General features: G+C 65.2%; 18 protein-coding genes. 9 read left to right on the forward strand and 9 right to left on the reverse strand.

Translation table 11 applies throughout. The features are described from left to right. Positions 1-103: 103 nt before the first annotated feature. A complete protein-coding gene (locus tag AC1RRE_RS08655; protein WP_492980721.1) occupies positions 104-799 on the reverse strand; it encodes a winged helix-turn-helix transcriptional regulator in 696 nt (231 codons plus the stop codon). Positions 800-979: 180 nt separating this feature from the next. Here AC1RRE_RS08655 and AC1RRE_RS08660 point away from each other — a divergent pair, with 180 nt between their 5' ends. Further along, positions 980-1,306 (forward strand): DUF1330 domain-containing protein, encoded by a 327-nt coding sequence (locus tag AC1RRE_RS08660; RefSeq protein ID WP_492980722.1) that lies wholly within the window; start codon positions 980-982, stop codon positions 1,304-1,306. Between the two features lie 74 nt (positions 1,307-1,380). On the opposite strand, the gene AC1RRE_RS08665 is transcribed toward AC1RRE_RS08660, so the two are convergent. After that, positions 1,381-3,831, reverse strand: a complete 2,451-nt coding sequence (locus AC1RRE_RS08665) for a penicillin-binding protein 1A (RefSeq protein ID WP_492980723.1) — start codon at positions 3,829-3,831, stop codon at positions 1,381-1,383. A gap of 359 nt (positions 3,832-4,190) precedes the next feature. Between AC1RRE_RS08665 and AC1RRE_RS08670 the strand changes: the two genes are divergently transcribed. Further along, a complete protein-coding gene (locus AC1RRE_RS08670; RefSeq protein WP_492980724.1) occupies positions 4,191-5,345 on the forward strand; it encodes an ABC transporter substrate-binding protein in 1,155 nt (384 codons plus the stop codon). A gap of 68 nt (positions 5,346-5,413) precedes the next feature. Continuing rightward, a complete protein-coding gene (locus AC1RRE_RS08675) occupies positions 5,414-7,795 on the forward strand; it encodes a methyl-accepting chemotaxis protein (protein WP_492980725.1) in 2,382 nt (793 codons plus the stop codon). 6 nt (positions 7,796-7,801) lie between these two features. Here AC1RRE_RS08675 and AC1RRE_RS08680 read toward each other — a convergent pair whose 3' ends face one another. Next, on the reverse strand, positions 7,802-8,860 hold the full coding sequence (locus AC1RRE_RS08680) for an N-acetylmuramoyl-L-alanine amidase family protein (protein WP_492980727.1): 1,059 nt from the start codon (positions 8,858-8,860) through the stop codon (positions 7,802-7,804). Positions 8,861-9,535: 675 nt separating this feature from the next. Between AC1RRE_RS08680 and AC1RRE_RS08685 the strand changes: the two genes are divergently transcribed. Further along, positions 9,536-12,442, forward strand: a complete 2,907-nt coding sequence (locus tag AC1RRE_RS08685) for an Rne/Rng family ribonuclease (RefSeq protein WP_492980728.1) — start codon at positions 9,536-9,538, stop codon at positions 12,440-12,442. After that, the gene (locus AC1RRE_RS08690) at positions 12,439-12,903 is read left to right on the forward strand and encodes a GNAT family N-acetyltransferase (protein ID WP_492980729.1); all 465 of its coding nucleotides are present in this window, start codon (positions 12,439-12,441) and stop codon (positions 12,901-12,903) included. Before AC1RRE_RS08685 ends, AC1RRE_RS08690 begins: the two co-directional genes overlap by 4 nt. A 182-nt stretch (positions 12,904-13,085) precedes the next feature. Here the strand turns inward: AC1RRE_RS08690 and AC1RRE_RS08695 are convergent, their stop codons facing one another. Then, entirely contained in the window at positions 13,086-14,228 is a 1,143-nt protein-coding gene (locus AC1RRE_RS08695; protein WP_492980730.1) for a pyridoxal phosphate-dependent aminotransferase, read from the reverse strand. Between the two features lie 7 nt (positions 14,229-14,235). Beyond that, a complete protein-coding gene (locus AC1RRE_RS08700; RefSeq protein WP_492980731.1) occupies positions 14,236-15,852 on the reverse strand; it encodes a gamma-glutamyltransferase in 1,617 nt (538 codons plus the stop codon). Between AC1RRE_RS08700 and AC1RRE_RS08705 the strand changes: the two genes are divergently transcribed. From AC1RRE_RS08705 to AC1RRE_RS08720, 4 genes are all read left to right on the forward strand, one after another. Further along, the gene (locus tag AC1RRE_RS08705; protein ID WP_492980732.1) at positions 15,851-17,251 is read left to right on the forward strand and encodes a M48 family metalloprotease; all 1,401 of its coding nucleotides are present in this window, start codon (positions 15,851-15,853) and stop codon (positions 17,249-17,251) included. The genes AC1RRE_RS08700 and AC1RRE_RS08705 overlap by 2 nt on opposite strands. A gap of 90 nt (positions 17,252-17,341) precedes the next feature. Next, on the forward strand, positions 17,342-18,094 hold the full coding sequence (locus AC1RRE_RS08710; protein ID WP_492980733.1) for a DsbA family protein: 753 nt from the start codon (positions 17,342-17,344) through the stop codon (positions 18,092-18,094). A gap of 90 nt (positions 18,095-18,184) precedes the next feature. After that, positions 18,185-19,298, forward strand: a protein-coding gene (prfB, locus tag AC1RRE_RS08715) for a peptide chain release factor 2 (RefSeq protein ID WP_492980734.1) whose coding sequence is annotated in 2 segments (ribosomal slippage) — positions 18,185-18,253 and positions 18,255-19,298 — 1,113 coding nt in all. Because the reading frame shifts where the segments join, the coding sequence is not laid out codon by codon here. A 96-nt stretch (positions 19,299-19,394) separates the two neighbouring features. Then, positions 19,395-19,682 carry a DUF1330 domain-containing protein gene (locus tag AC1RRE_RS08720; RefSeq protein WP_492980735.1) on the forward strand — a complete coding sequence of 96 codons (288 nt, stop codon included), beginning with the start codon at positions 19,395-19,397 and terminating at the stop codon, positions 19,680-19,682. A 75-nt stretch (positions 19,683-19,757) separates the two neighbouring features. Here AC1RRE_RS08720 and AC1RRE_RS08725 read toward each other — a convergent pair whose 3' ends face one another. The 4 genes from AC1RRE_RS08725 to AC1RRE_RS08740 form a co-directional block, all read right to left on the reverse strand. Then, positions 19,758-20,282 (reverse strand): bactofilin family protein, encoded by a 525-nt coding sequence (locus AC1RRE_RS08725; protein ID WP_492980736.1) that lies wholly within the window; start codon positions 20,280-20,282, stop codon positions 19,758-19,760. Beyond that, positions 20,239-21,534 (reverse strand): M23 family metallopeptidase, encoded by a 1,296-nt coding sequence (locus AC1RRE_RS08730; protein ID WP_492980737.1) that lies wholly within the window; start codon positions 21,532-21,534, stop codon positions 20,239-20,241. Before AC1RRE_RS08730 ends, AC1RRE_RS08725 begins: the two co-directional genes overlap by 44 nt. A 248-nt stretch (positions 21,535-21,782) precedes the next feature. After that, complete coding sequence (locus AC1RRE_RS08735; RefSeq protein ID WP_492981343.1) at positions 21,783-22,208, reverse strand: peroxiredoxin; 426 nt, start codon at positions 22,206-22,208, stop codon at positions 21,783-21,785. A 79-nt stretch (positions 22,209-22,287) separates the two neighbouring features. Next, entirely contained in the window at positions 22,288-25,380 is a 3,093-nt protein-coding gene (locus AC1RRE_RS08740) for a bifunctional [glutamine synthetase] adenylyltransferase/[glutamine synthetase]-adenylyl-L-tyrosine phosphorylase (RefSeq protein ID WP_492980738.1), read from the reverse strand. Between the last annotated feature and the right edge of the window lie 13 nt (positions 25,381-25,393).

Here is a 25,393-nt window from a genome sequence, read left to right on the forward strand (position 1 = left end):
CCGAAGGCAGCGTATAAAGAGGCCGCCTGAGGGTGTCAAGCGGCCTGTTGTTCCAAGGGCTTAGCCCGGTCTCCGGCAGGCTGGACCGGGCGGTTTCCAACCCTTAAGCCGCCGCGCGCTTGCGTTCCACGGCAAAGGGGCTGAGGCCCAGCCAGGTCTGCATCGTGCTGGCGATCTCGCGGGCGCCGGTCAGGGTAATCCTGCTGCCGGCCTTTTTCACCGTGAGTAAACCCATCCAGATTTCGGTCATGGTGCACAGGTCGGTCGAGACATAGAGGTCGACGTCGAAGCCCGGATCAGACCAGCACAGATCCACCTCGCCATGGGGCTCCACCACCAGCCACCACTGTCGCTTCGAGGCCGGCAGGTCGGAATACATCACCTCGATGACCACCCGCCGTTCCGGCAGCGGTGTCGGATCGAGATTCCGCCGCATGTCCCACATCAGCAGCGAGACATCCAGGTTGCTGAGAGAGAGACGCGCCTCCACCCATCGCTGACCCCAGAAGCCCATGGCTTCCACCACCGGGCGCAGGTCCCGGCCGGCTGCAGTCAGGCGATATTCGAAAACACCTTTTTCCGTTTTCACCTTGCAGCGCTCGAGCAGACCGGCGGCTTCCAGTTCCTTCAGCCGCTGCGACAGCAGCGTGGGCGACATCTTCGGCACACCGCGACGCAGATCGTTGAAGCGGGTCGATCCGGCGATCAGTTCGCGCAGCAGTACCATGGTCCAGCGTGTGCACAACACTTCGGCAGCCATGGCGACGGGGCAGAACTGCTTGTATCCGGCTTGGGTCATGACGGTCTCCATTCAAAAGCGGGGGGACCATAGGCGCGCCGCCGTGTCGCGCACAGTACAGAAACTGTATTGCCCGGATACAGATCGAGGACTGGAGGGCTTCGTCATACGTCTGACAGAGTGCCGCGCCGGCCGCGGATTCCCCCGCGCACCGCACAATCCCTCAGGAGTTTCAATGCAATGACTGTTTATGTAATCGCCGATATCAAAGTGACGAACGACAACTGGGTGCCGTCCTATGCCGCGTCGGTTCACGATCTTGTGCACAAGCATGGTGGCAAGTATCTGGCCCGCAGCGGCAATGTCGTGACCATGGAAGGCAAGCCGCTGGATACGACCCTGATCGCGATCATCGAGTTCCCGAACGCGGCGGCGGCGAATGCCTTCGCGGCCGATCCGCAATACGCGTCCTTCGCCGCAGCGCGCAAGGCCGGTAGCGACAGCCGTTTCCAGATGGTCGACGACAGCGATCTGGCCGGCACCATTCCGTATCTGCGCAAGGCATAAGCCTCGCCGGACAAAAGAAAAGCCGCGCCTGTTCAGGGCGCGGCTTTTTTGTTCCTGGTAGAGGCGGCCGGTCTTCAGTAAAGACCGCCTGTGCCCGAGATCGGCGCAGAGCCTGCAGAGGCGCCCACGCCCGAGATGCTGTCGCGCTCGGCCTGCATGGAGCCGTCCAGCACGGCGGCGCGTTCGCCCAGCTGGGGCTCGGTGCCGGGACGGAAGGCTTCCAGGATCACATTGCGGTCGCCGGGCCGGGCCAGTTCGCCGGTTTCGGCCTGCACGCGCACCAGGCGCACGCCCGGCGGTACGCGGAACTGGATGTTCGGCTTGCCCTGCAGGGCCTCGGCCATGAAATCCTTGAACACCGGCACCGAGACGGATGAACCGGTCTCGCGCTTGCCCATGTCCTTGGGCGTGTCGTAGCCGATGAAGACGCCGACCGCGAGGTCGGGGCTGAAACCGATGAACCAGGTATCCATGCTGTCGTTGCTGGTGCCGGTCTTGCCGGCCAGCGGCTTGTTCAGCTCGCGGATGCGGATGCCGGTGCCACGCTGCACCACGCCTTCCAGCATCGACACCATCTGATAGGCGGTGACGCTGTCGATCACCTGCGCGCGCGTATCGGGCAGAGCGGGTTCGCTCTGGCTGCTCCAGTCGGCCAGGCAGCCGGTGCAGTCGCGCCTGTCATGGCGATAGACAGTGATGCCGTTGCGGTTCTGCACGCGGTCGATCAGGGTCGGCGTGATCTTCTTGCCGCCATTGACCAGCTCGGCATAGGCCGTGGTCATTTTCATCAGCGTGCTTTCGCCCGCGCCCAGCGACATCGACAGCATGGCCGGCATGTTGTCGATTACGCCGAAGCGCTTGGCGTTGTCGACCACCTTTTCCATGCCGATGGCCTGGGCCAGGCGCACGGTCATCAGGTTGCGCGACTTCTCGATGCCGACGCGCAGCGTGGAGGGACCATAGAACTGGTTGGAGTAGTTGCCCGGCTTCCACAGCGGCAGGCCCGGACCCTGGTCCAGCACGAAGGGCGCATCCAGCACCAGCGATGAGGGCGTGAAGCCGGCATCCAGCGCCGCCGTGTAGACGATCGGCTTGAAGGACGAACCCGGTTGGCGCAGCGCCTGCGTCGCGCGGTTGAACTGGCTGATCTTGAAATCGAAGCCGCCGACCAGCGCCAGCACGCGGCCGGTGTGGGGATCCATGGCGACCAGGCCGCCGCCGACTTCGGGAATTTGGCGCAAGCTGTAGCCGCTCTGCGGCTTGCCGGCTTCCAGCGGTTGTACGGCGATCACGTCACCGACGCTGACGACTTCCGAAGGCGAGCGCGGCACCGGGCCGAAATGATCAGGGCCCAGTTTCTTGCGCGCCCAGCGTAGGCCGGCATAGGGCAGGGTGCCTTTGCTGCCATCGCTGAAACCAAGGGCGACGCTGTCGTTTTCCACGGCGGTGACGGCGGCGACACGCCATGTGGCGGAAAGGCCGGGGAAGGGCGGCATGGCGCTGAGCTGCGTGCGCCAGTCGGCAGTGGGCTGCAGCCTGGCCAGTGGGCCGCGCCAGCCGCCGGCGCGGCGGTCATAGGCTTCCAGGCCGTCGCGCAGCGCGCGCTCGCCCAGCGCCTGCAGCTTCGGGTCCATGGTGGTGCGAACACTCAGGCCGCCTTCATACAGGCCCTTCTCGCCGAATTTCAGCACCAGATCGCGGCGCACTTCCTCGGCGAACCAGTCGGCGCGCGCCAGTTCGGAATCCGGACGCGCCAGCGCGACCAGCGGAGATGCGATGGCGGCGCGCGCCTGCTCGACGGTGATGACGCCGTCTTCCTGCAGACGCTCGATCACCCAGTCGCGGCGCGCCTTGGCGCGGTCCAGGTGGCGCACCGGGTTGTAGTTGCTCGGCGCTTTGGGCAGGGCGGCCAGATAGGCGGCCTCGGGCAGCGTGAGGTCGTAAAGCGACTTGTCGAAATACACCAGCGCGGCGGCGGCCACGCCATAGGCACCCGAGCCGAGATAGATTTCGTTCAGGTACAGCTCGAGAATCTTGTCCTTGCTGAAGGTCTTCTCGATGCGGAAGGCAAGGATGGCTTCCTTGGCCTTGCGGCCAAGCGACACTTCGTTGCCCAGCAGGAAGTTCTTCGCCACCTGCTGCGTGATGGTGGAGGCGCCGACCGGACGGCGGCTCTGCGCCAGGTTCGCCACATTCTGTACGATGGCGCGCGCGATGCCGATCGGATCGATGCCGCTGTGTTCGTAGAAGTTCTTGTCCTCGGCCGACAGGAAGGCCTGGATCACCGGCTTGGGGATTGCCTGGATCGGCACGAAGAGACGACGCTCGCGCGAATATTCCGCGATCAGGCGGCCGTCGCCGGCATGCAGCCGCGTCGTCACCGGCGGTTCGTAATTGGCAAGCTGCTGATAGTCAGGCAGGTCGCGGCCGTAATACCACAGGCCGACAAGGCCGGCGACGCCGGCGCCGATCACGCCGATCACGGCGAGGAACATCAGCAGGAAAAAGCGCGACAGAAGGCGCATGGATAAAGGCTTCCCCAATGCGATCCCGGGTCGGGATCCGAGTTTCAGCGTACAGGTACTCCCGAATGATCGCTCTGTATAGAGACAACATTATGGCGTGACAAAGGCGATAACAGTTTCAATGTTACTGGGATTTAACGCCATGAATGCGGGCGCTTGTCGCTAACATTTCCGCACAGGTTCAGAAGAAGCCTTATCCGAGCAGAAAACAGGGCTTTTGCAAGTGCGTGTCATTTGGGCGGAAGCCCGGCCTGACCTTAATGGGTGATTGCCAAAAGGCGGGTTAGTCGACTGTTTAGCCGACTGTAAAGAGCTGCAGTCGATCCATGATCAGCGAGTTCAGCAGGGGGAGACATTCAATGCAAAAATCAATCTGGGGCCTGGCGGCCCTTCTGGCCGTATCTGCCGTATACGATGCGTCGGCGGCAGATCCTGGCGTCGCGGCCGACAAGATCGTCTTCGGGCAGGCCGCACCGCTCAGCGGCCCGGCATCCAGCCTGGGCACCGGCATGCGGGATGGCATCCTCGCCGCTTTCGGTGAGGCCAATGCCGCTGGCGGCGTCAAGGGCCGCAAGCTCGAACTCATTGCCCGCGATGACGGCTACGAACCCGACAAGTCGGCCGAAGCCTCACGCAAGCTGCTCGACGACGACAAGGTGTTTGCCCTGGTCGGTCCGGTCGGTACGCCGACCTCTGCGGCGGTGGAGCCCATCGTGGCCGAAAAGAAAGTGCCGTTCATTGGGCCTTTCACCGGCGCGGAGTTCCTGCGCAATCCCTACAAGCCGCATGTGGTGAATGTGCGTGCATCCTATTTCCAGGAAACCGAGGAAATGGTCGAGCGCCTGACCAAGGATCTCGGCCATACCAAGATCGCACTGCTCTATCAGAATGACGCCTTCGGTCGCGCCGGACAGGCCGGCATCCAGAAGGCGCTGGACAAGCGCGGCATGAAGGTGGCCGGCGAGGCGACCTTCGAACGCAACACCACGGCCGTGCGTCAGGGCCTGCTCGATCTTCGCAAGGAAGACCCGCAGGCGATTGTCATCATCGGGCCTTATGCGCCGGCCGCCGAGTTCATCAAGCTGGCCAAGCAGCTCAAACTCGCTGCCACCTTCGTCAACATCTCCTTCGTCGGCGCTGATCCGCTGGCCGAGGCGCTGGGGACCAACGGCGGCGGTGTGGTGGTGACGCAGGTCGTGCCGTTCCCGTATGACACCTCGGTGCCGGTGGTTGACCGTTACCAGAAGGCCCTCAAGGCGCATGTTCCGGCCGCGCAGGTCGGCTTCATCTCGCTGGAAGGCTATCTGGTCGGCCGGCTGGTCATTGCGGCGCTCGATCGTCTGGGCGGCGAACCGACCCGTGCGGCTCTGCTCGATGCCCTGTCGAAGGGCGAGTATGACCTCGGCGGTTTCAAGCTGACCTTCGGCGCGAATGACAACCAGGGCTCGGACACCGTGTTCCTGACGGTCATCGGCGACGACGGCAAATACAAAGCCGTGAAGAGCCTGAAGTAGTTCTGTGCGGCGTGCCCCGTCATGCGATGGGGCACGCCGGCATTTTCTGATTTTTGAGGGAAGCCATCATGACTGACGTTGCCGCAGACAGCGCGGGGGTGCATGCGGCGGCCTTCCTGCGCCGCAAGATGGGGATCGGAGCCAAGCTCTATGTCGCCTTCTTCTCCATTGCAGGATTGATGCTGGTATCGAGTGGTATCGGCGGCGCCTTTTTCGGGAGCATCGGCAACCAGCTTGATCGCGTGGTCGAGAACAGCCTGCCCGCGGTCACCACCTCGCTCAATCTGGTCGAACACAGTTCCGAACTGGTCGCCATCGCGCCGGCGCTGAGCGCGGCGGAAACTGAGGCCGACCGGGCACGCTTCTATGCCACGATCACCAAGATCAAGGATGGCATCGGGGTCGAGCTGCAGCGCCTGCAGGATCATGGCGTCGAGGCATCGGAAATCGCGGCTATCCGCACGATGGTCGAGGCTTTCTCGGCGGAAATCGTCAAGGTCGATGCCGGCGTGAAGGCGCGTCTCCAGTTCGAGGCCCGGCGCAAGCAACTGATGGCGGAGGTCGACAAGATCAATGAAGGCTTCAGCAAGCTGGTCGCCTCGCTGCTCGACGAGATGGCGTTCAATGTCACCGTCGGCCTGACCGGGGTCGACGAGAAGAAGTCGAGCAAGGAGATCGCTGCCGAAATGGTGGCACTGGGCAACGAATTCGGCCTGGTGCAGAGCCTGTTCGAGCTCAGCTCCGAGTTCAATGCGGCCATCAACATCACCGAAACGGCGGCGCAGACGCTGACCGCCTCGTCGCTGCGCACCCTGCAGGACCGGTTCGAGGGCCGTGCGACCAAGATGCTGCGCAGCATGGAAAACGTGCAGAAGGCGAAGGCCATGCCGGAACTGCGTGCGGCAGTCGAGGGCATGGTTCAGCTCGGTCGCGGCGACAACGGCATTTTCGCCGTCCGCACGCGGGAAGCCGAGGCGATCCGGAATTCTGACGCGGCCCTGACGGCCAGCCGCACGCGCGCCGCCGAATTGACGGCGCGAACCAAGGCGGTGGTGGGCAAGGCCAATGCCACGGCGCTGGATGCTGCGGGCTCGTCCTTCGCGGTCGTGAAGCTCGGCACCTCGGTGCTGGTCGGCCTGGCCGTTCTTGGCATTGTGGCCGCGCTGGCCGTGGCCAAGTTCTATGTCGGGCCCCAGCTGGTCGACAAGCTCACCAACCTGACCGGCGCCATGGCGCGCATCTCGAAGCGCGAATGGAGCACGCCGATCCAGGAACTGGAGCGGACGGACGAAGTGGGCGACATGGCGCGCGCGGTGCAGATCTTCCGGCAGAACGGCCTGGAAAACGAACAACTGCAGAAGCAGGTCGAGGAAGGCCGCGTCACCTTTGAACGGGAACGCGTGAGCCAGGAAGAAATGATCGACCGTTCCGTGGGCCTGATCGTTGCCGCGGCCGCGGCCGGCGACCTGTCGCAGCGGATCGATGTTGCGCCGCTGCAGGGCGTGATGCGGAAGCTGGCCGAGGGCGTGAACGCGCTGCTCGACAATTTCTCCGGCGCAGTCGATGCGGTGAACCATACGCTCGACGGTATGGCGCGCGGTGACATGACAAACCGTGTGAATGGCGAATTCCAGGGTGTCTTTGCCACCCTGCAACGGAATGTGAACCAGACGGCGGAGCAGTTGTCCGACGTGATGCAGAAGATTTCCCAGGCCGCCCGCACGGTGCGCGATGCGGCTGGCGAAATCTCGTCGGGATCGACCGACCTGGCCGGCCGCACCGAGCAGCAGGCCTCCAGTCTCGAGGAGACGGCGGCGGCGATGCATCAGATCACCTCGACGGTGAAGCACAATGCCGAAAACGCCGAAGCCGCCAACCAGCTCTCGGCCACGGCGCGGGCGACCGCGGATCGTGGCGGCAGCGTGGTCGGCAACGTCGTCACCGCCATGGACCAGATCGAGGACAGCGCGCGGAAGATTGTCGACATCGTCGGCCTGATCGACGAAATCGCCTTCCAGACCAACCTTCTGGCCCTGAATGCCTCCGTGGAAGCGGCGCGGGCTGGTGAAGCGGGCAAGGGCTTCGCGGTGGTGGCGCAGGAAGTGCGCGCGCTGGCGCAACGCTCGGCCGAGGCTTCGAAGCAGATCAAGGAGCTGATCGCGCTGTCGAACAACCAGGTCCGTCAGGGCGCCGATCTGGTCAAGCATGCGGGCACCGCACTGAAGGAGATCGTCGGTGCGGTCAACAAGGTGGCCGATATCGTTGCCGAGATTTCCGCAGCCAGCCGTGAACAGGCGACCGGCCTGGACGAGGTCAATACGGCAGTGGCGAACATGGATGAGATGACCCAGCGCAATGGCGCCCTGGTCGAGCAGACCACGGCTTCGGCGCAGGCGATGGCGACGCAGGCAGACCAGCTCAACGAACTGGTGGCCTATTTCCGGACCTGAGGTCGGCTACCGCGTTTCCGCGCCAAAAAACCGGTCGATGGCGGTCACCGTCGCGCCGGCCAGCCGCTCGCGGCCGGCTTCCGAGAACAGCAGGGCCTCGTCGCTGGGGTTTGAGATATAGCCCAGTTCCAGCAGGGCCGACGGCACGTCGGGGGCGGAGAGCACGCGGAAATTCGCCGCCCGTACCGCATTCCGCCGCAGTGGCGCGGCCTCGCTCAAGGACGCGGTGAGCAGGCCGGCGAAGCGGCTGCTGAGCCGTGCGGTGTCACGCGAGGCGAGATCGAGCAGGATCGACACGACATCGTCCACATCGCCGGCGCGGCTGCTGTCGCCCAGCTGGTCGGCGCGGTTTTCACGCAGCGCCAGCGCCTCGGCTTCCTTGTCGGTCGCCGCCTCGGCGCGGGTGTAGATGCTGGCGCCGCGCGTGGCGCGGTCGGCGGCCAGGCTGTCGGCATGGATGGAGAGGAAGAGGTCGGCCTCTTTGGCGCGCGCCAGCGCCACGCGCTCGGGCAGGCGGATGAAGCGGTCGTTGTCGCGCGTCAGCAGCACGGTGTAGCGCCCGGTGGCGCGCAGCTTCGCGGCCAGGGTACGCGCCACCTGCAGGGTGATTTCCTTCTCGTAGCGGCCGGACGCGCTGATCGCGCCGGGGTCCTGCCCGCCATGGCCGGGATCGAGCACGATCAGGCGGCGGCGGTCGCGCGCGGTGGCCGGCGGCGGTGCGATGTCGACGGCGGTGTCGAGCGGCAGATGCACTGGTGCGGCGAAGGCGAGGCTGAAGGCATTGGGCTCGGCCGGGCGCAGGTCGATCACCAGACGATGCCCGGCCGGTCCCTGCGGCTCCAGCCGGAAGGCGCGTTCGATCACCGCCGGTTCGATCAGCTCGATGGCGATGGAGAGCGGACCGTTCGGCGTCGCGACCGGAAGCCCGAGCGCCGCGATCAGTCCACCGGCCGTTGTCTCGGGCGGCGGGGCGGCCCAGCGCATGTCGGGGAAGGTCAACCGCAGGCCCAGCCCGTCGGCACTGGCCGCCAGCATGGCCTCGGGCGGGCCGGATGCCTCGATCACCAGCCTCGTGAGGCCGGCATTCAGCCCAAGCTGAAGCCGGGTCAGGCGCAACGGCTCAGCTGTGGCCGAGTCGGCCGTCCAGCCACATAAAAATATCAATAATATCAGTACATTATGGAAAAGGTCGGGCCGTCCTGCCGCGCCGCGGCAAGAAAGACCTTGTGGGTATGCCCTGCCAAAGCGTAGCATGCAGATGCGAATATCCGAGTCAGACCCGGACGTCCAGCCAAAGGCCTGTGGAATAAGGTTTATTCCTTGTTTTTCAGGTCCCGGTGCGGGAGCGGAAGGGTCGGCGTAGCGACGATGAGTTTGACCGCACCCATCCAGAGTTCAGCCCGAAGGAGGCGACCTGGCGCGGAAGGACCCCGGAGCGGCGCTCAAGACACACCGGATGATATTTAACCTTCGAAGCACCCGCGCCAGCCCCAGTTCTCATTCGGGCTAGGCTGGACGGAGGCTCGGCAGACCGGCGCCGCGGCGCGCTCAGCGTTTCTTCTTTACTCAAGAAGGCCTGCTGATGAAGCGCCCACTCACCGGTCGACAGGATCACTACCGCCGCCACCCCGTTCTCTAGGGCCGCGACGGGCCGATCCGGCCGCAGTCCGCTTCGATAGCAAAGGCGCGCCGCCGTTTGTTATTCGCGCGGGCGGCGCCGCGCCGTAGGAATAGTGCCTCATGGGCATGCGTATGTTGATTGATGCGACCCATCCGGAGGAAACCCGGGTTGTGGTCGTGAAGGGTACTCGGCTCGAAGAGTTCGATTACGAGACCTCCACCAAGCAGGTAAACAAGGGCAACATCTACCTCGCGCGGGTCACGCGCGTGGAGCCCTCGTTGCAGGCGGCCTTCGTTGAATATGGCGGCAACCGCCATGGCTTCCTGGCCTTCAGCGAAATCCATCCCGACTATTACCAGATCCCGATCGCGGATCGTCAGGCGCTGCTCGCCCAGCAGGCCGAGGAAGAGGCGCGCGCCGCCGAAGCCGAGGAAGCCGAGCTCGCCGCCGAGGAGGCCCGCAAGGCGTCCCGTCGCCGCGACAAGCAGCAGCAGTCTGCCGAAGCGAGCGATGAGGGCGACGATCATCACGATGCCGATGATCGCAATGACGGCGTAGAAACCGTCGAGGGCGATTTCGAAACCGTCGAAGAGATCAAGGCCGACGACGCAGCCCCCGTCGCGGAATCTGTTGTCGAGCCCGAAGCCGCACCGGTCGTCGAGACCGCGCCGGCTGTCGAGCCGGTGGCGGAGGCCGCGGCCGAGACTCCGGCTGCCGAAGCGCCTGCCGCTGAAGATGCAGCCGGCCAGCCGGCCTACTGGAACGTGCCGCATGTGGCCGAGCCGGTGCCAACCGTGTCTGCGCCTGTCGACGGCGAAGAGCATGGCGAAGACGATCAGGGTGAAGAAGCCGAAGCCAAGGACGGCAAGGGCGACGATCACCAGGAAGACAGCCGTCGCCGTCGCCGCGCCAGCGCCTTCCGTCGCTACAAGATTCAGGAAGTGATCAAGCGCCGGCAGATCATGCTGGTGCAGGTCGTGAAGGAAGAGCGCGGCAACAAGGGTGCGGCGCTCACCACCTATCTGTCGCTGGCCGGCCGCTATTGCGTGCTGATGCCCAACACCGCGCGCGGCGGCGGCATTTCGCGCAAGATCCAGTCGCAGGCCGATCGCAAGCGTCTCAAGGCGATCACGGCGGAGCTGGATATCCAGGACGGCATGGGCGTGATCGTGCGTACCGCCGGCATGGAACGCTCCAAGCCGGAGATCAAGCGCGACTTCGAATACCTGCTGCGCAGCTGGGACAGCATCCGCGAGCGCACGCTGGAATCCTCCGCCCCGGCCCTGATCTATGAAGAGGCCGGCCTGATCAAGCGCTCGATCCGCGATCTCTATTCGGATCAGATCGACGAAGTGATCGTGGAAGGCGAGGAAGGCTACCGCTTCGCGCATGACTTCATGCAGATGCTGATGCCCAATCACGCCGAAAACGTGAAGCAGTATCAGGACAAGATTCCGCTGTTCACCCGCTACCAGGTCGAACAGCAGCTCGATGCGATGTTCTCGCCCACCGTGCAACTGCGCTCGGGCGGTTACATCGTCATCAACCCGACCGAAGCGCTGGTCTCCATCGACGTGAACTCGGGCAAGTCGACCCGCGAACACAACATCGAAGAGACCGCCTACAAGACCAACCTGGAGGCGGCCGAAGAGGTCGCCCGCCAGCTGCGCCTGCGCGACCTTGCCGGCCTCGTCGTGATCGATTTCATCGACATGGAAGAGAACCGCAACATCCGCAAGGTGGAGCAGAAGCTGAAGGAATGCCTGCGCAACGATCGCGCGCGCATTCAGGTCGGCCGCATCTCCGGCTTCGGCCTCTTGGAGATGTCGCGCCAGCGGCTGCGTCCCAGCCTGCTGGAAAGCTCGACCATGCCCTGCCCGCATTGCCAGGGCCGTGGCTATGTCCGCTCGATTGAATCGACCGCGCTCACGGTGCTGCGCGCCATCGAGGAAGAGGGCATCCGCGACCGCTCGGCCGAGATCACCGTTGCGATGTCGGCGGAAGTGGCGCTCTACCTGCTCAACCACAAGCGCGACCGTATCGGCGACATGGAGCGCCGCTATGTGATGCGCGTGATTCTGGCCGCCGATCCTAGCCTGGTGCCGCCGGACTTCCGCATCGAGCGCAGCAAGACGCGTCAGCCCGGCGAAGTGAGCCGTCCGGAAGTGATGCAGCGCGACACGCAGCGTCCGATCACCCAGGAATCGGCTTACGCTGAAGAGGATGACGTCGCCGAGAGCGGTGATGAAGCCCAGACCGAGGAGGCCGGCGCCGAGACCGGCCGCAGCGGCAACGGCAGCGGCAGCGAAGAGGGGGGCGAAGACGGTCCCCGTCGCCGTCGCCGTCGCCGTCGTCGCGGCCGCAATGGCGAACGTGGTCCGCGCGATGGCGAAGAACGTTCGGCCGATGGCGAAGCCGCTGCAGGCGAAGGCGCCGAGGCTGGCGATGACGCCGGTTCCGAAGAGAATGAAGGCGAAGATCAGGCCGAAGGCGCTGAAGGCGGCGCCGAAGCTGCCGGTGAAGGCACCGAGGGTGTCGACGGTGAAGGCCGTCGCCGCCGTCGCGGTCGCCGTGGTGGCCGTCGCCGTCGTCGCGATGAGAATGGCGAGCCGCGCCCGCCGCGTGAGCCGCGTGCCGAAGGCGACCGTCCCCGTCAGGATGATCGCCAGAATGATCACCGGGGTCGCGATGACAATCAGGGCAGCGGCCATGGCAGCGGCATGACTCCGGCCGCGCTCGGCGCGATGCTGGATGGCGTGCCGAATTTCGAGTTCGACGACGAAGAGCCTGTCCGTCCGGCGCCGAAGCCCGTCGCCCCTGTGGCGGCTGCGCCGGCTCCGGTCGACCAGACCTCGACGGCACCTGCCGTTTCGCCGGCCATGTCGCCGTCGGAACAGACGCCGGCCACACCGGTCGTGCAGAACACCGGTCCGGTCTTCGAGACCGTGGTGGTCGCGCCCGATGGCAGTACCGACAAGCCGGCGCCTGATGCTGCACCGGCCAAAAAGGGCTGGTGGCGCCGGTGAGTGAAGCTGCGATCCGTCGCGCGACCGGACAGGATGAAGCGCGCCTCGGCGCGCTGCAGAAGCGCGCCTACGTGAAGTATGTGCCCCGTATCGGCGCCGAGCCACAGCCGATGGCGGAAGATGCCGCCGGCCTGATGCAGTCCTACGAGGTCTGGGTGGTCGATGGCGTCGAAGACGGTCTGGCCGGTGCGCTGGTGCTGCGCTCGGCCGCCGATCACCTGCTGATCTGGAGTGTTGCGGTTGATCCGACCCAGCAGGGCACGGGTCTCGGTCGCCGTCTGCTCGACTTCGCCGAGGAACAGGCGCGCCAGCGCGGCCTGCAGGAAATCCGTCTCTACACGAACGCACAGTTCACCGAGAACCGTACGCTCTATGCCCATCTCGGCTATGCCGAGACCGGCTCCGAGCAGTATGAGGGCCGCGAGCTGGTCCACATGGCCAAGTCGCTGCCGGCGGCGTAAGGCTTTCGTCTTTCACAGAATGCGAAACGGCCCGACTTGTTCGGGCCGTTTTATTTTGGAAAGACCGTCACCCTCGGGCTCAAGAAGATCATCTTGGCCGAGGGTCCATTCCCGCTTTCAGAGTGTCGGAACGTGCCGATGGATCCTCGGAACAAGTCCGAGGATGACGATGCGCCGCATCGTCACTTCATCCAGTCCTTCAGCCGTTTGGCTGCCTCGATCATGCGGTCGGTGCTGCCAGCGAAGGAATAGCGCATGAAGTAATGGCCGCGGCCGCGGTCGAAATCGAAGCCGGGCGTCGCCGCGATGCCGGTCTCGGCCAGCATGCGCTTGCAGAAGTCGTTTGCATCATTGGTGAAGCGGCTGATATCGGCATAGATGTAGAAGGCGCCATCGGCAGGCGCCAGCCGGTCGAAGCCGGCTTTCGGCAGTTCGTTCAGCAATATCTCGCGGTTCCTGGCATAGCGCGCGACATTCTCCTCCAGCTCGTCATAGGCCGAGAGCGCGGCCACGCCGGCCACCTGGCTGATGCCGGGCGCGGAGATGTAGAAATTCTGCGTCAGGCATTCGATCGGGCGCAGCAGGGCTTCCGGCACCACCATCCAGCCCAGACGCCAGCCGGTCATCGAGAAGTATTTGCTGAAGCTGTTGATCACGATGGCCTGGTCGGTCAGCGCCAGCACCGACTGCGCGCGGCCGTTATAGGTGATGCCGTGATAGATCTCGTCGACGATCAGCCAGCGCTTTTTCGCGGCACAGTCATCCACCAACGCCTTCATTTCGGCATCGCCCAGCATGGTGCCGGTGGGATTGGCGGGGCTGGCGACCAACACGCCTTTCGCCTGCGGTGCCTGCGCGTTGATCAGCGCGGGTGTCGGCTGGAAGCGCGTCTCTGGCTCCGTGACGATCGTCGCCGGGTTGAGGTCGAGCGCCTTCAGGATGTTGCGATAGGCCGGATAGGCCGGCTCGCCCAGCGCCACCGTGTCGCCGGCATCGAAGGCCGAGAGAAACGCCAGCTGGAAACCCGCTGATGATCCCGTGGTGACGATGATGCGCTCGGACGGCACATCCAGGCCATAATAGCTGCGGTAGTGATTGGAGATCGCGGCGCGCAGCGGCGGAATGCCCAGCGCCAGCGTGTAGCCCAGCGGATCGCGCTGCATGGCCGCCGTTGCCGCCTCGACGGCGCGACGCGGCGCCGGAGTCGAGGGCTGGCCGACTTCCATATGGATCACGTCGCCGCCGGCGGCTTCACGCGCCGCCGCCGCCTTCATCACTTCCATGACGAAGAAGGGATCGATCGCGCCCCGCTTAGACGGCTTCATGCTGCACTCAGAACTGGCGGCCGGTGGCGAGGCCGTAGCTGCGTGGATCGGCGGCGAAGCTGCAGCTGGCCGGATCGCGCGGCAGGCCGTTGTCGCAATAGGCGAGGTTGACGCGACCCAGCCGGCCGATCTCGTTCACCGTCACGCCGCGTGCGGCAACGGATTTGTAGATCGCCGGATCGGTCTTGGGTTCGACCAGCAGCACCGATTGCGGATTGGCCTGGAACAGGCGCGGCTCGGCCAGCGCGGGCACGGCGGCGTCCTTGCGCGCCTTGCCGCCCATCGCGGCCTGCAGCACGCCATAGGCCGCAGCGGAGGCGCTGGGTGCGCCGCCGGCGCCGCTGGCGGCGATGAAGGAATTGCCCACGCGCGGATTGAAGCCGACCATCGCGGTCAGGTACGGGCTCTCGTCGCCGGCCACGCCGGGCAGGTTGGCGAACAGGATGCCGGTCTCACGTCCGACCAGACGGGCGCCGAACGAGGTGCCCATGCTGAAGGCGCAAGCGGCCGCGCCGCCCTTGGAGTCGATGGCGCTGACGCTGGCCGAGCCATAGCCGTTCATCTGCATGGTGTTCGGATCGCTGCGATAGGCCTGGCCCAGATTTTCGGTGAACTTGTCGCCGCGCACCTTCGAACTGCTGCTGCTGCCGAAGAAGTTGGTGCTGGGCAGGAAGCCGCCGCCATCCTGCGACTGCTCCAGCAGCCAGGCGGCAACCGCGCCACCAGCCGGATTGTTGCTGGTATAGACGGTGACGCTGTTCTGGAACGGCACTTCGATCGGCTTCGACACCGCGGCCGTATAGGCGCGCAGTTCTTCGGCCGTGATCTTGCTGCCGGCCGCCGTCATGTCGGCCAGCACGGCCTGCGCCAGGGCGCCCTGATAGAAATCGGAAGGTCCGGCGGTGCGCAGGCGCGACAGCGTGTTGCCCTGGCTGATCTGCAGGCGGCGTTCGCCTTCCTGCGGCACCTGGCCACTGCGCGTGCCGAAGATGGTGCGCAGCGCGGGGCTCTCGGTCACCGAAGGCTGGGTCTCGACCGCGGCCTGGATGAAGGCCCGGCTGGCCGGTTCGCCGAAGCGCGCGAGCTGTTCGGCCGGCGTGACGATGGCTTCCCAGCGCAGCTTGCCGTGACGGCTGTGCAGCAGGCCCAGTCCGCGCACCAGCGCCGGAATGGCGACCGGGCCGCCGTCCTTCGGCGCCAGGGCGGGGAACTCGATGGTCTCGACTTTCCGTGTGACCGGATTGCTGACCACACAGAGGCCGCCGCTGCCCAGGGTGGCGGCGGAGGGATAGGTGATCGTATAGGCCAGCGCCGCCGCCGCGACGGCATCGGCCGCCGAGCCGCCATCGGCCAGGATGTCGCGGGCCACCAGGGCCGCGCGGGGCTCGTCGGCTGCCACGCCGCCGGCAAAACCCTTCAGGTAATCGACCTTGGCCGGGCCGGATTGCATGTCGTCGCCCTTACCGCAGGCGGTGGCAAATACCCCCACCAGGGCGAGCAGGGCGCATTGACGCAGCAGCAGGCCATGCTTACCTAGTCTGGACGGCCGCGAGGCGGCACTATGCCTTGTTGTGGCCGTTTTGTTGGGACAATGCTTCGCCATGGCCATACGCTGGTCTTCCATGCGCCGTTCTCTCATTCGTCTAGCTGCTGCCGGTCCTCGCCTTGTGGCCGTCGGCTGCGCTGCGTTGACGGCCGCCAGTGCGGTTCTGCCGACCGCAGCCGAGGCCCAGCGTCGCGGCGGGATTTCCCTGGTGCGCGACGCCGAGATCGAAAATACCATCCGGACCTATGCAGCGCCACTCTTCGGGGCGGCCGGATTGTCCAATGACGCAATTACGGTGCATCTGGTCAATGATCGCACCCTCAATGCCTTCGTGGCCGGCGGCCAGCGCATTTTCGTCAATTCCGGGCTGCTGATCCGCGCCGAGCGACCGGCCCAGGTGATCGGCGTGCTGGCCCATGAAATCGGCCATATCGCCGGCGGCCATCTGGCCCGGATGGGCGACGCCATCGATACCGCCTCCACCGCCATGATCCTGTCCATGCTGTTTGGCGCCGCCGCTGCCGTGGCCGGCTCGGGCGAGGGCGCTATGGCTGCTGTACTGGGTGGCCAGCAGGTGGCCGAACGCAACTTCCTCGCTTTCACCCGCAGCCAGGAATCGGCGGCCGACCAGGCCGGCGCCACCTATCTGGAACAGAGCGGCCAGACTCCGGCCGGCCTGATGGAATTCCTGCGCATCCTCGGCAACCAGGAAGCTCTGGTCTACGAACGCCAGGATCCTTACGCCCGCACCCATCCGATGTCGGGCGAACGCGTGTCGGCGCTGGACGCGCGCACGCAGCGTTCGCGGTTCCGCGACGCGCCGGACACGCCCGCCAATATCGACCGCTTCAAGCGCATGCAGGCCAAGCTGGTCGGCTATCTGGAAGGCCTGCCGGCCACCTTGCGCAAATATCCCGAAAGCGACACCTCGCTCTATGGCCGCTATGCGCGCGCCTTCGCCTATTTCCGCGGCCTCGATTTCAACCGCGCGCTGAGCGAGACGGATGAGCTGATCCGCCTCTATCCGAATGACGGCTTCTTCCATGAACTCAAGGCCGACATCCTGCTCAACATGGGGCGTGTGGCAGACTCGCTGCCGCCGATGCAGGAGGCCTATCGTCTGCTGCCGAACGAACCGCTGATGGCCTATGGCGTTGGCCAGCGCCTGGTGGCGCTGGAGGATGACAGCCGTCTGCCGCAGGCCATCGACATCCTCAAGCAGGTCACCCTGCGCGAACCCGATAACGGCGGGGCCTGGCAGCAGCTTGCCACCGCCTATGGCCGCCAGGGCGATGTCGGCATGGCCTCGCTGGCTTCGGCCGAACGCTATCTGGTGCAGGGCGCCTATCGCGATGCACAGGGCCAGGCCGAGCGGGCCGTGCGCCTGATGAAGGAAGGGTCGCCCGGCTGGCTGCGCGCCCAGGACGTCATCGCCAATGCCAAGGACGAACGCCGCCGCGACCGTCGCCGGCAATAGGGGCGCCGGCATGCTCTCTCACAGGCTTGTGCCTTTTCCTTCCGTTCCGCGCCGGGCATAGTCCGACTTCCGTTTCACCGAAGGTTTCCCATGTCGCTTTTCCGCTTCTGCCTCGTCGCCCTTCTGCTGGTTGGTGCAGGACCCGCCTTTGCACAACAGCAGACGCCGGCTTTCCCCGATGCGCAGCGCGCGGAAATCCGTGAGTTGCTGACCAACAATCCCGAAGTGCTGGAAATCCTGGTCCGCCACCCCGAGATCGTGGCCGAGGCCGCCGCCGAGCTGAAGACGCGCAATGCCGCGCTGAAAGCGGCGCTGACCGAGAACCGCAAGGCGCTGCTGGATGATGGCGTGTCCTATGTCGCCGGCAATCCGAAGGGTGATGTCACCATCGTCGAGTTCTTCGACTATCGCTGCCCCTACTGCAAGCAGGTGGTGCCGTCGCTGCAGGCCCTGATCAAGGAAGACCCCAAGCTGCGCGTGGTGTTCAAGGAGCTGCCGGTGCTGGGTCCCGACAGCGTGATTGCGGCGCGCGCCGCCGTTGCCGCCATGGAGCAGGAGAAGGGCGCGAAATACATGGCCTTCCACGACGCCATGATGAGCCATCGCGGCCAGCTGAACGAGGCGGAAGTGCTGCGGCTCGCCGGTGCGGCCGGGCTCAAGATCGACAAGCTGAAGGCCGACATGGCCTCGGCCAGGACCGAGGCGGTGATCCGCGACAATCTGGCGCTGGCGCAGAAGCTGGGCATCAACGGCACCCCGGGCTTCGTGATCGGCAACGAGCTGATTCCCGGCGCAATTCCGCTGGAGTCCATGCGCGAGCTGGTCAAGCAGGCCCGCGGCTAGGCTGCTTCCTTCCTGGGCCGGGCGGTTTGACGAATCCGGCCGGATTCCCTATGGTCCGGCCCGAAAACAGCCTTTTAGCCGGGAAGTATCATGCGCGCCGAAATCAGGGCCATGGCCGACGAGATCCAGCAGTCCTTGGGACTGCTGAGGAGGTCTCTTTGACTGGGACAACGCCGTCAAGAAACTCGAAGAACTGAACGCGCGGTCGGAAGACCCCGCGCTCTGGAACAAGCCGGCCGAAGCCCAGGCGCTGATGCGCGATCGCACGCGTCTCGACCGCGCCGTCAGCACTCAGCGCCGGCTGGAATCGGCACTACAGGACAGCCTCGACCTGATCGAGATGGGCGATGCCGAAGGCGACCAGGCCGTGGTCGACGAGGCCGAGGCCGTGATCATGGGCCTGTCGAAGGAAGTCGCCACCGCACGGCTTGAAAGCCTGCTGTCGGGCGAAGCCGACATGAACGACTGTTTCGTCGAAGTGCATGCGGGCGCCGGCGGCACCGAAAGCCAGGACTGGGCGTCCATGCTGCTGCGCATGTATGTGCGCTGGGCCGAGCAGCATGGCTACAAGGTCGAATTCCAGGAAGAGAGCGAAGGCGAGGAGGCCGGCATCAAGTCGGCCACCATCAAGGTCAGTGGACCCAACGCCTATGGCTGGCTCAAGAACGAGAGCGGCGTACATCGTCTGGTGCGCATCTCGCCCTATGACTCCAACGCGCGCCGCCATACCAGCTTCTCATCCGTCGGCGCCTATCCGGTGATCGACGACACCATCGAGATCGAGGTGCTGGACAAGGACCTGCGCGTCGACACCTACCGCGCGTCTGGCGCCGGCGGCCAGCACGTCAACAAGACAGACTCGGCCGTCCGCATCACGCATCTCCCGACCGGCATCGCGGTGGCCTGCCAGATCAACAAGAGCCAGCATCGCAACCGCGACGAGGCGATGAAGATGCTGAAGGCGCGGCTGTACGAACGCGAGCTGCAGAAGCGCGAAGCCGCCGCGCAGGCGATGTTCGACGCCAAGACTGACATCGGCTGGGGTCACCAGATCCGCTCCTATGTGCTGCATCCCTATCAGATGGTGAAGGACCTGCGCACCGAGCTGGAGACCAGCGACACCCAGGGCGTGCTGGATGGTGACCTCGATGCCTTCATGGCGGCGCAGCTCGCCTCCAAGGTGGGCGCCGGCGACACGACGTAATCACACAATCGTCATGCCGGCTGCGGCCGGCTTTCCTTTAAACGTGTCGCCCCGGCCTATCAGCCGGGGCGATTCTTTTTCTACGGAGCGTGACGGATGTCAGCCTATGTGATCTTCGATGTCGAAATCCGCGACATGACGCAGTACCAGTCCTTCATGGCGCAGGTGAAGCCGGCGCTGGAAGCCGCCGGCGGCAAGTATCTCGCCCGCGGCGGCGCGCATACCGTTTACGAAGGCGACTGGGAACCGCGCCGCATCGTGCTGCTGGAATTCCCGTCGGTGGCGGCGTTTGAAAGCTTCTACAACGGCCCGACCTACCAGGGCCTCAAGAGCATCCGCGATGCCTGTAGCTCGGCGCGGCTGGTCGGCGTCGAAGGCCTGTAAGACAAGCAAAGCCCGCACAAACAGAAACGGCAGCCTTCCGGCTGCCGTTCTGCATTCGCTGCTACTGTAAACTTTTTAGCCAGCGGCCTGGGCAAGGCCCGGGATGGCGGCGCCGGGCATCGGCAGGTCGGCGGTGCTGGCACCGCTCTTGATCGCCTTCTGCACGGCCTTCTCGGTGGCTTCGGCCAGCTCGCTGCTGGAGACGATACTGAGCTTGGCGCCGCTTGTCGCGGTCTCACGCGGGTTCTCGGCGAACTTGCACAGGCCTTCGACCTTGGCGCCGGCGGCGATCGACAGCAGCTCGTGCCAGATGTCGCCGCGCACCTTCGCGGTCTTGTCCAGTTCGACCGAGCGGGCGCGGATGCGGCCGATCACTTCACCGCGGATCAGCACCTGGTCGGCCACCACTTCGCCCACCACCTTGGCATTCTCGCCGATGGCGAGGCGCACGGCGGTGACGTCGCCGTTGACGAAGCAGTCGATCTGCACTTCGCCGTCGGACTGAAGGTCGCCGTTGACAGTCAGCCCCGCGCTCAGGATCGAGGGCGGCAGCTGCTTAGCGGCGGGCGTCGGATTGGTTTTCTTGCTGTTTGAAAACATGGTAGCCAGCCTCGATGAATTTACCGGGATCGATCTGCTCGTCATCGAGCAGAATTTCGTAATGCAGATGCTGACCGGTGCTGCGACCGGTCGAACCCATGGTGCCAACCTGGCGGCCGAAGGCGACGGTGTCGCCGGCCTGCACGGAGATGGCGCTCAAATGCGCGTAACGCGTCTTCACGCCCAGGCCGTGGTCGATCTCGACGGCGCGGCCATAGGGACCCTTGCGGCCGGCGAAGACCACGACGCCCGGGGCGGTGGCCATCACATTGGCGCGGTTGGGGCCGAGGAAGTCGATGCCGGCATGGAAGGCCAGCTGCTTGGTGAAGGGATCGGAGCGGCGGCCGTAGGTCGACGAGATTTCCGGATCGCCCGACAACGGCAGGTTCAGCGGCAGACGCTGCGCCAGAGCCTGCAGCTCGCCCCAGCGGCCGAGCTTGCCTTCCAGGCTGTTGATGTCGCGGTCGACCTGGTCCAGCGAGGCGACGGCCACGGTGGTGGTGCCATTCTCGTTGAGAACGCGCAGCGGACCGCCGACGCCGACATCGGCGCGGGCTTCGGCGGCGCGCGACAGCATGGCGCCGATATTCAGGCCGGTCTGAGCGAGCGCCTTTTCCAGCAGGGCGGTGCTCTTCTCGGTGCGCTGGCTGTAATCGTCGATCAGGTCGCGCTGGTGGCCGCGCACGCTGAGAATACGGGTCTCGATCTCGCGCGGCTTCACCGACGGGACCGGCGGCTTCGCCTTGGACTCGCGCAGCATGCCTTCCAGATCTTCGACCGAGGCGATGTCTTCGGCCTTGGTCTCGGGCTTGGCCGGCGTGACGCTGGCAACCTGGGTGTCAGGCTTGGTTGCGGGCGCGTCGGCGGTGATCTTGGCGGCGGGAGCCACCGGCGCGGTCGCGGCGGGCGCCACCGGCTTGGGGGCCTTGCCGGCATCGGCGGTATCGGTCGGCAGGGCAGGTGTGCGCTGCTTCATCGCCATGTCGTACAACCGACGATAGCGTTCCTCGAGGTCGCGCGAGGCGACGACGAAGTTCTCCTGATTCTTTTCGTAGTCGGAAGCGAGGCGCTCGTAGGCCAGGCTCAGTTCGGTGATGCGGCGGTCACGCGCATCCAGCATTGCATCGCGGTAGAAGACGTTGACAGAGGCGTAACCGACCCAGCCGGCGAAGGCGAGGATGCCCGCGGCCATGACCATCTGGCCGCGGCTCGAGAGTGCGACGTAACGAACGTCGCCTCGGCTGCGGAACATGATCTGCCGTTCCGGGAACAGGCGGTCGCGCAACTCCCGCCATTGCCGTCTCGCGCGTCGCGTCACTCAACCCCCCGATTGATCTAGAAAACTGCCGCCTCTGGCTGGGGGAGATTAGGACTTATTTAACTTGGTTAATGCAAGAAAGAATCTGTTACGATTTCCAAAAATACACGTCCGAACACATACTTAACGTATGTCTCTCTGGTTATCCACAGGGTGTGGATGAAGTCGGCAAGCGATTGATTCTACAGAGTCCGGACCGCCTCCAGCACGGAGTCGACATGGCCGGGCACCTTAACCTTCCGCCAGACGGCCGCGACTTTTCCCGAGGCATCGATCAGGAAGGTGGCCCGCTCGATCCCCATGTACTTTCGCCCGTAGAGGCTCTTTTCACCCCAGACCCCGTACGACTCGGTCGCCTTGCCCGACTCGTCCGCAGCCAGAATGACCTTCAGCTTGTGCTTGGTCTTGAACTTGTCGTGGGCGGCCACCGAGTCGCGGGAGCAGCCGATCACCACGGCGCCCAGCTTGTCGAATTTGGCCTTCGCGGCCGTGAAGCCGACGGCCTCGGTCGTGCAACCGGACGTATCGTCCTTGGGATAGAAATACAGCACAACCGGTTTGCCCTTCAGGCTGGCCAGCGACACCGTGCCGCCGCCATCGGTCGGCATGACGAAAGCGGGCGCTTTGTCTCCGACCTGCGGGCCAGGCGCAGACTTGGGAGCAGGCTTTGCGGCCTTGGACTTCGGTTCAGCTTTCTTCGCCATCGCGCGGGCTCTCTGCAGGATCGTTGTTGACGGAATCGGCCAGCGCCAGATGCGGCGCGGCGGGTTTGGCCACCAGTGTCTCGAACAGACTGTGCACCGTCTTCTGCACGGCTTCCAACTGCCGGGTCAGTGCGGTCATGTCTTTTGCCTTCACCAGCGCGGGCAGGCGGCGGGCCAGCAGCGGCGGCCATTGCGCCGGATCGGCGGCCTCGTCGCGGCCCACCATGCGGCTGGCGCCCAGCAGGGTGGCATACAGCCGCGCGGCTGCGTCGAGCGTGTCGGCCGCTTTGGGGTCCAGCAGCTTGGCCTGCCGCAGCGCGGCCAGAGCCTCCAGCGGATTGGGATGCAGGATCGCCGGCTTGGCCGATGCGTGCCGCAGCAGGAGGTATTGAAGAATGAATTCCAGATCGATCAGGCCGCCGCGCTGCTGCTTCAGGTCCCAGGGATTCTTCACCGGCTTATGCCGCGCCATGCGTGCGCGCATGCTCGCCACATTGGCGAGCAGGCGCTTCTCGTCACGCCTGGCGGTGAGGATGTCGAGCCGCAGTGCGCCGATCTTTTTCGACAGCGCCGCATCGCCGCAGATCACGCGGGCGCGCGTCAGCGCCATGTGTTCCCAGGTCCAGGCCTCCTTGCGCTGATACTCGGCAAAGGCTTCCAGCGAAATCGCAATGGGTCCGGCGCCGCCGCTGGGGCGCAGCCGCATGTCGATCTCATACAGCCGGCCTTCGCCGGTCATCGCCGTGATGGCGTTGATGAAGCGCTGGCACAGCCGCGTGAAATACAGTCCCGGCGTCAGCGGGCGCGGACCGTCTGAATCCTTCGCCTTCGCCGGGCAGTCGAAGATCAGCACCAGGTCGAGATCGGATTCCAGCGTCAGTTCGTTGCTGCCCAGCCGGCCAAAGCCGACCAGCGCGATGCTGGATTTGGCGATGCGGCCATGCTGGGCGATGAATTCGGCTTCCACCTTTGCCAGCAGGTCTTCCAGCACCGCATCGGCAATCGCGCTCAGGGCCGCGCCGGCGGCGACGCCGTCCATGGCGCCGCGCAACAGGCCGATGCCGACCTGCAGCTTCAGTTCGGTGGTCCAGCGTCGCGCCCAGTCCAGCACATCCTGGAAATCGCGCGCCGCCTGCATCTGCCGATGCAGGCTGGCGGCCAATGCAAGGCGGTCAAAGACAGCGGGATGCGCGGCATATTCGATCAGGCTGTCGAACAGCGCGGCATTCTGCGCCAGCGCATCGGCCAGTTGCGGTGCGGCGGCCAGCACTTCGGCCAGCGTATCCAGTACTTCGGGATTGGCCTGCAGCAGCGCGAAGAGCTGCACGCCGGCCGGCAGGCTGGACAGGAAATGATCAAAGCGTTTGAAGGCCGTGTCGGCGCTGCCGGTGCGCGAGAAGGCTTCCATCAGCTGCGGCATGATGGCGGTCAGTTTTTCACGGGCACGTTCCGACCGCATGGCGCGATAGCGGCCGAAATGCCAGCCGCGCACCATGGCGGCGATTTCGGCAGGATCGCCAAAGCCCATCTTGCGTAGCGTTTCCAGCGTTTCCGGATCGTCGTCGGTGCCGGTGAAGACCAGCGCGCCGGCATCGGCGCCCAGCGCCGGCGCTTCGGCGAACAGGTCGTCGTAGTAATGCTTCACCCGGCCCAGCACGCGCAGCATTTCCTTGCGGAAGGCGGCAGGCTTGTCATACCCGAGGAAAGTGCTGAGCTGCGCCAGTGCCGTTGCCTCTGTCGGCAGGGTATGGGTCTGCTCGTCATGGATCATCTGCAGGCGATGCTCCACCTTGCGCAGGTAGCGATAGTCGGCGATGAGCGCGTCGCAGTCGGTCTGGCTCAGGCGTTCGGTGGCGACCAGCGCGCGCAATGCATCGCAGGTTGGCGGCGCGCGCAGGCGTGTGTCACGGCCGCCGGAAATCAGCTGCTGCGTCTGGGCAAAGAACTCGATCTCGCGGATGCCGCCGCGTCCCAATTTGATGTTATGGCCCTCCACCGCGACTTCGGCATGGCCCTTGTGCGCGTGGATCTGCCGCTTGATCGACTGGATATCCTCGATGGCGGCGTAATCCAGGTTCTTGCGCCAGACATAAGGCGTCAGGTGTTTGACGAAGGCGTTGCCCAGCGCGATGTCGCCGCCCACCGGCCGCGCCTTGATCATCGCCGCGCGTTCCCAGTTCTGGCCGAAGCTTTCGTAATAGGTCTCGGCTTCCGCCACCTTGACGACGACGGGGAAGGAGCCGGGATCGGGGCGCAGCCGCAGGTCGGTGCGGAAGACATAGCCGTCTTCCGTGCGGTCATGCAGCAGGCGCACCATCTGCTGCGTCAAGCGGATATAGCATTCCAGCGCCGACCGGCGGCCCTTGTAGCGCACCTTGTCCTCGTCATAGAGCATGATGAGGTCGATATCGCTGGAGTAGTTCAGTTCGCGCGCACCCAGCTTGCCCATGCCGAGTGCGACAAAGCCGCTGTCGCGACACGGGTCTTTCGGATGCGGCAGGGTGATGTCACCGCGCGCCGCCGCCTCGCGCAGGATCACCATGATAGCGCTGTCGACGCTTAAGGAGGCGAAGTCGCTGAGCGCGCCCGTGATCTGCTCCAGCGTCCACAGTCCGGCGATATCGGCCACCGCCGTGGTCAGCGCCACCTGGCGCTTGGCGATGCGCAATGGCCGCGCCATCGCATCGGCTTCCCTGGCTTTCGCGGCGATGGTTTTCAGCGCCGTCACGGCGCGGGCCAGTGCCGCTTCGGGGCCATCCGTCAGCAGCAGGTCGACCGTAGCGGGTTCATGCAGCACCAGATCGGTCAGGAAAGGGCTGTTGCCGAACAGGGCAGCCAGCAGGGAGCGGGGGCCGGGCTTGGCGGTTGCCGTCGTCAGCCGCTTGGCCAGCACGCGATCCTTCAGGTCGGCCAGCGTCGCCGCCCAGGTCTCGAAGCCGCGTGCGGCCGCCTCCGGATCATGGGGTTCGGGCAGGGTTTTCCACAGCGGCGCCGCGCCGCGCTGCGTCCCGGCCTGCGCGGGTGTGACGGCAGCCTTCTTTTTGACCGATTTTGCCGGCAATGCATTGGCGGGCATGGCGTTTCTCTCG

The organism is Ferrovibrio sp. GW821-FHT12D07 (genome assembly GCF_058807275.1).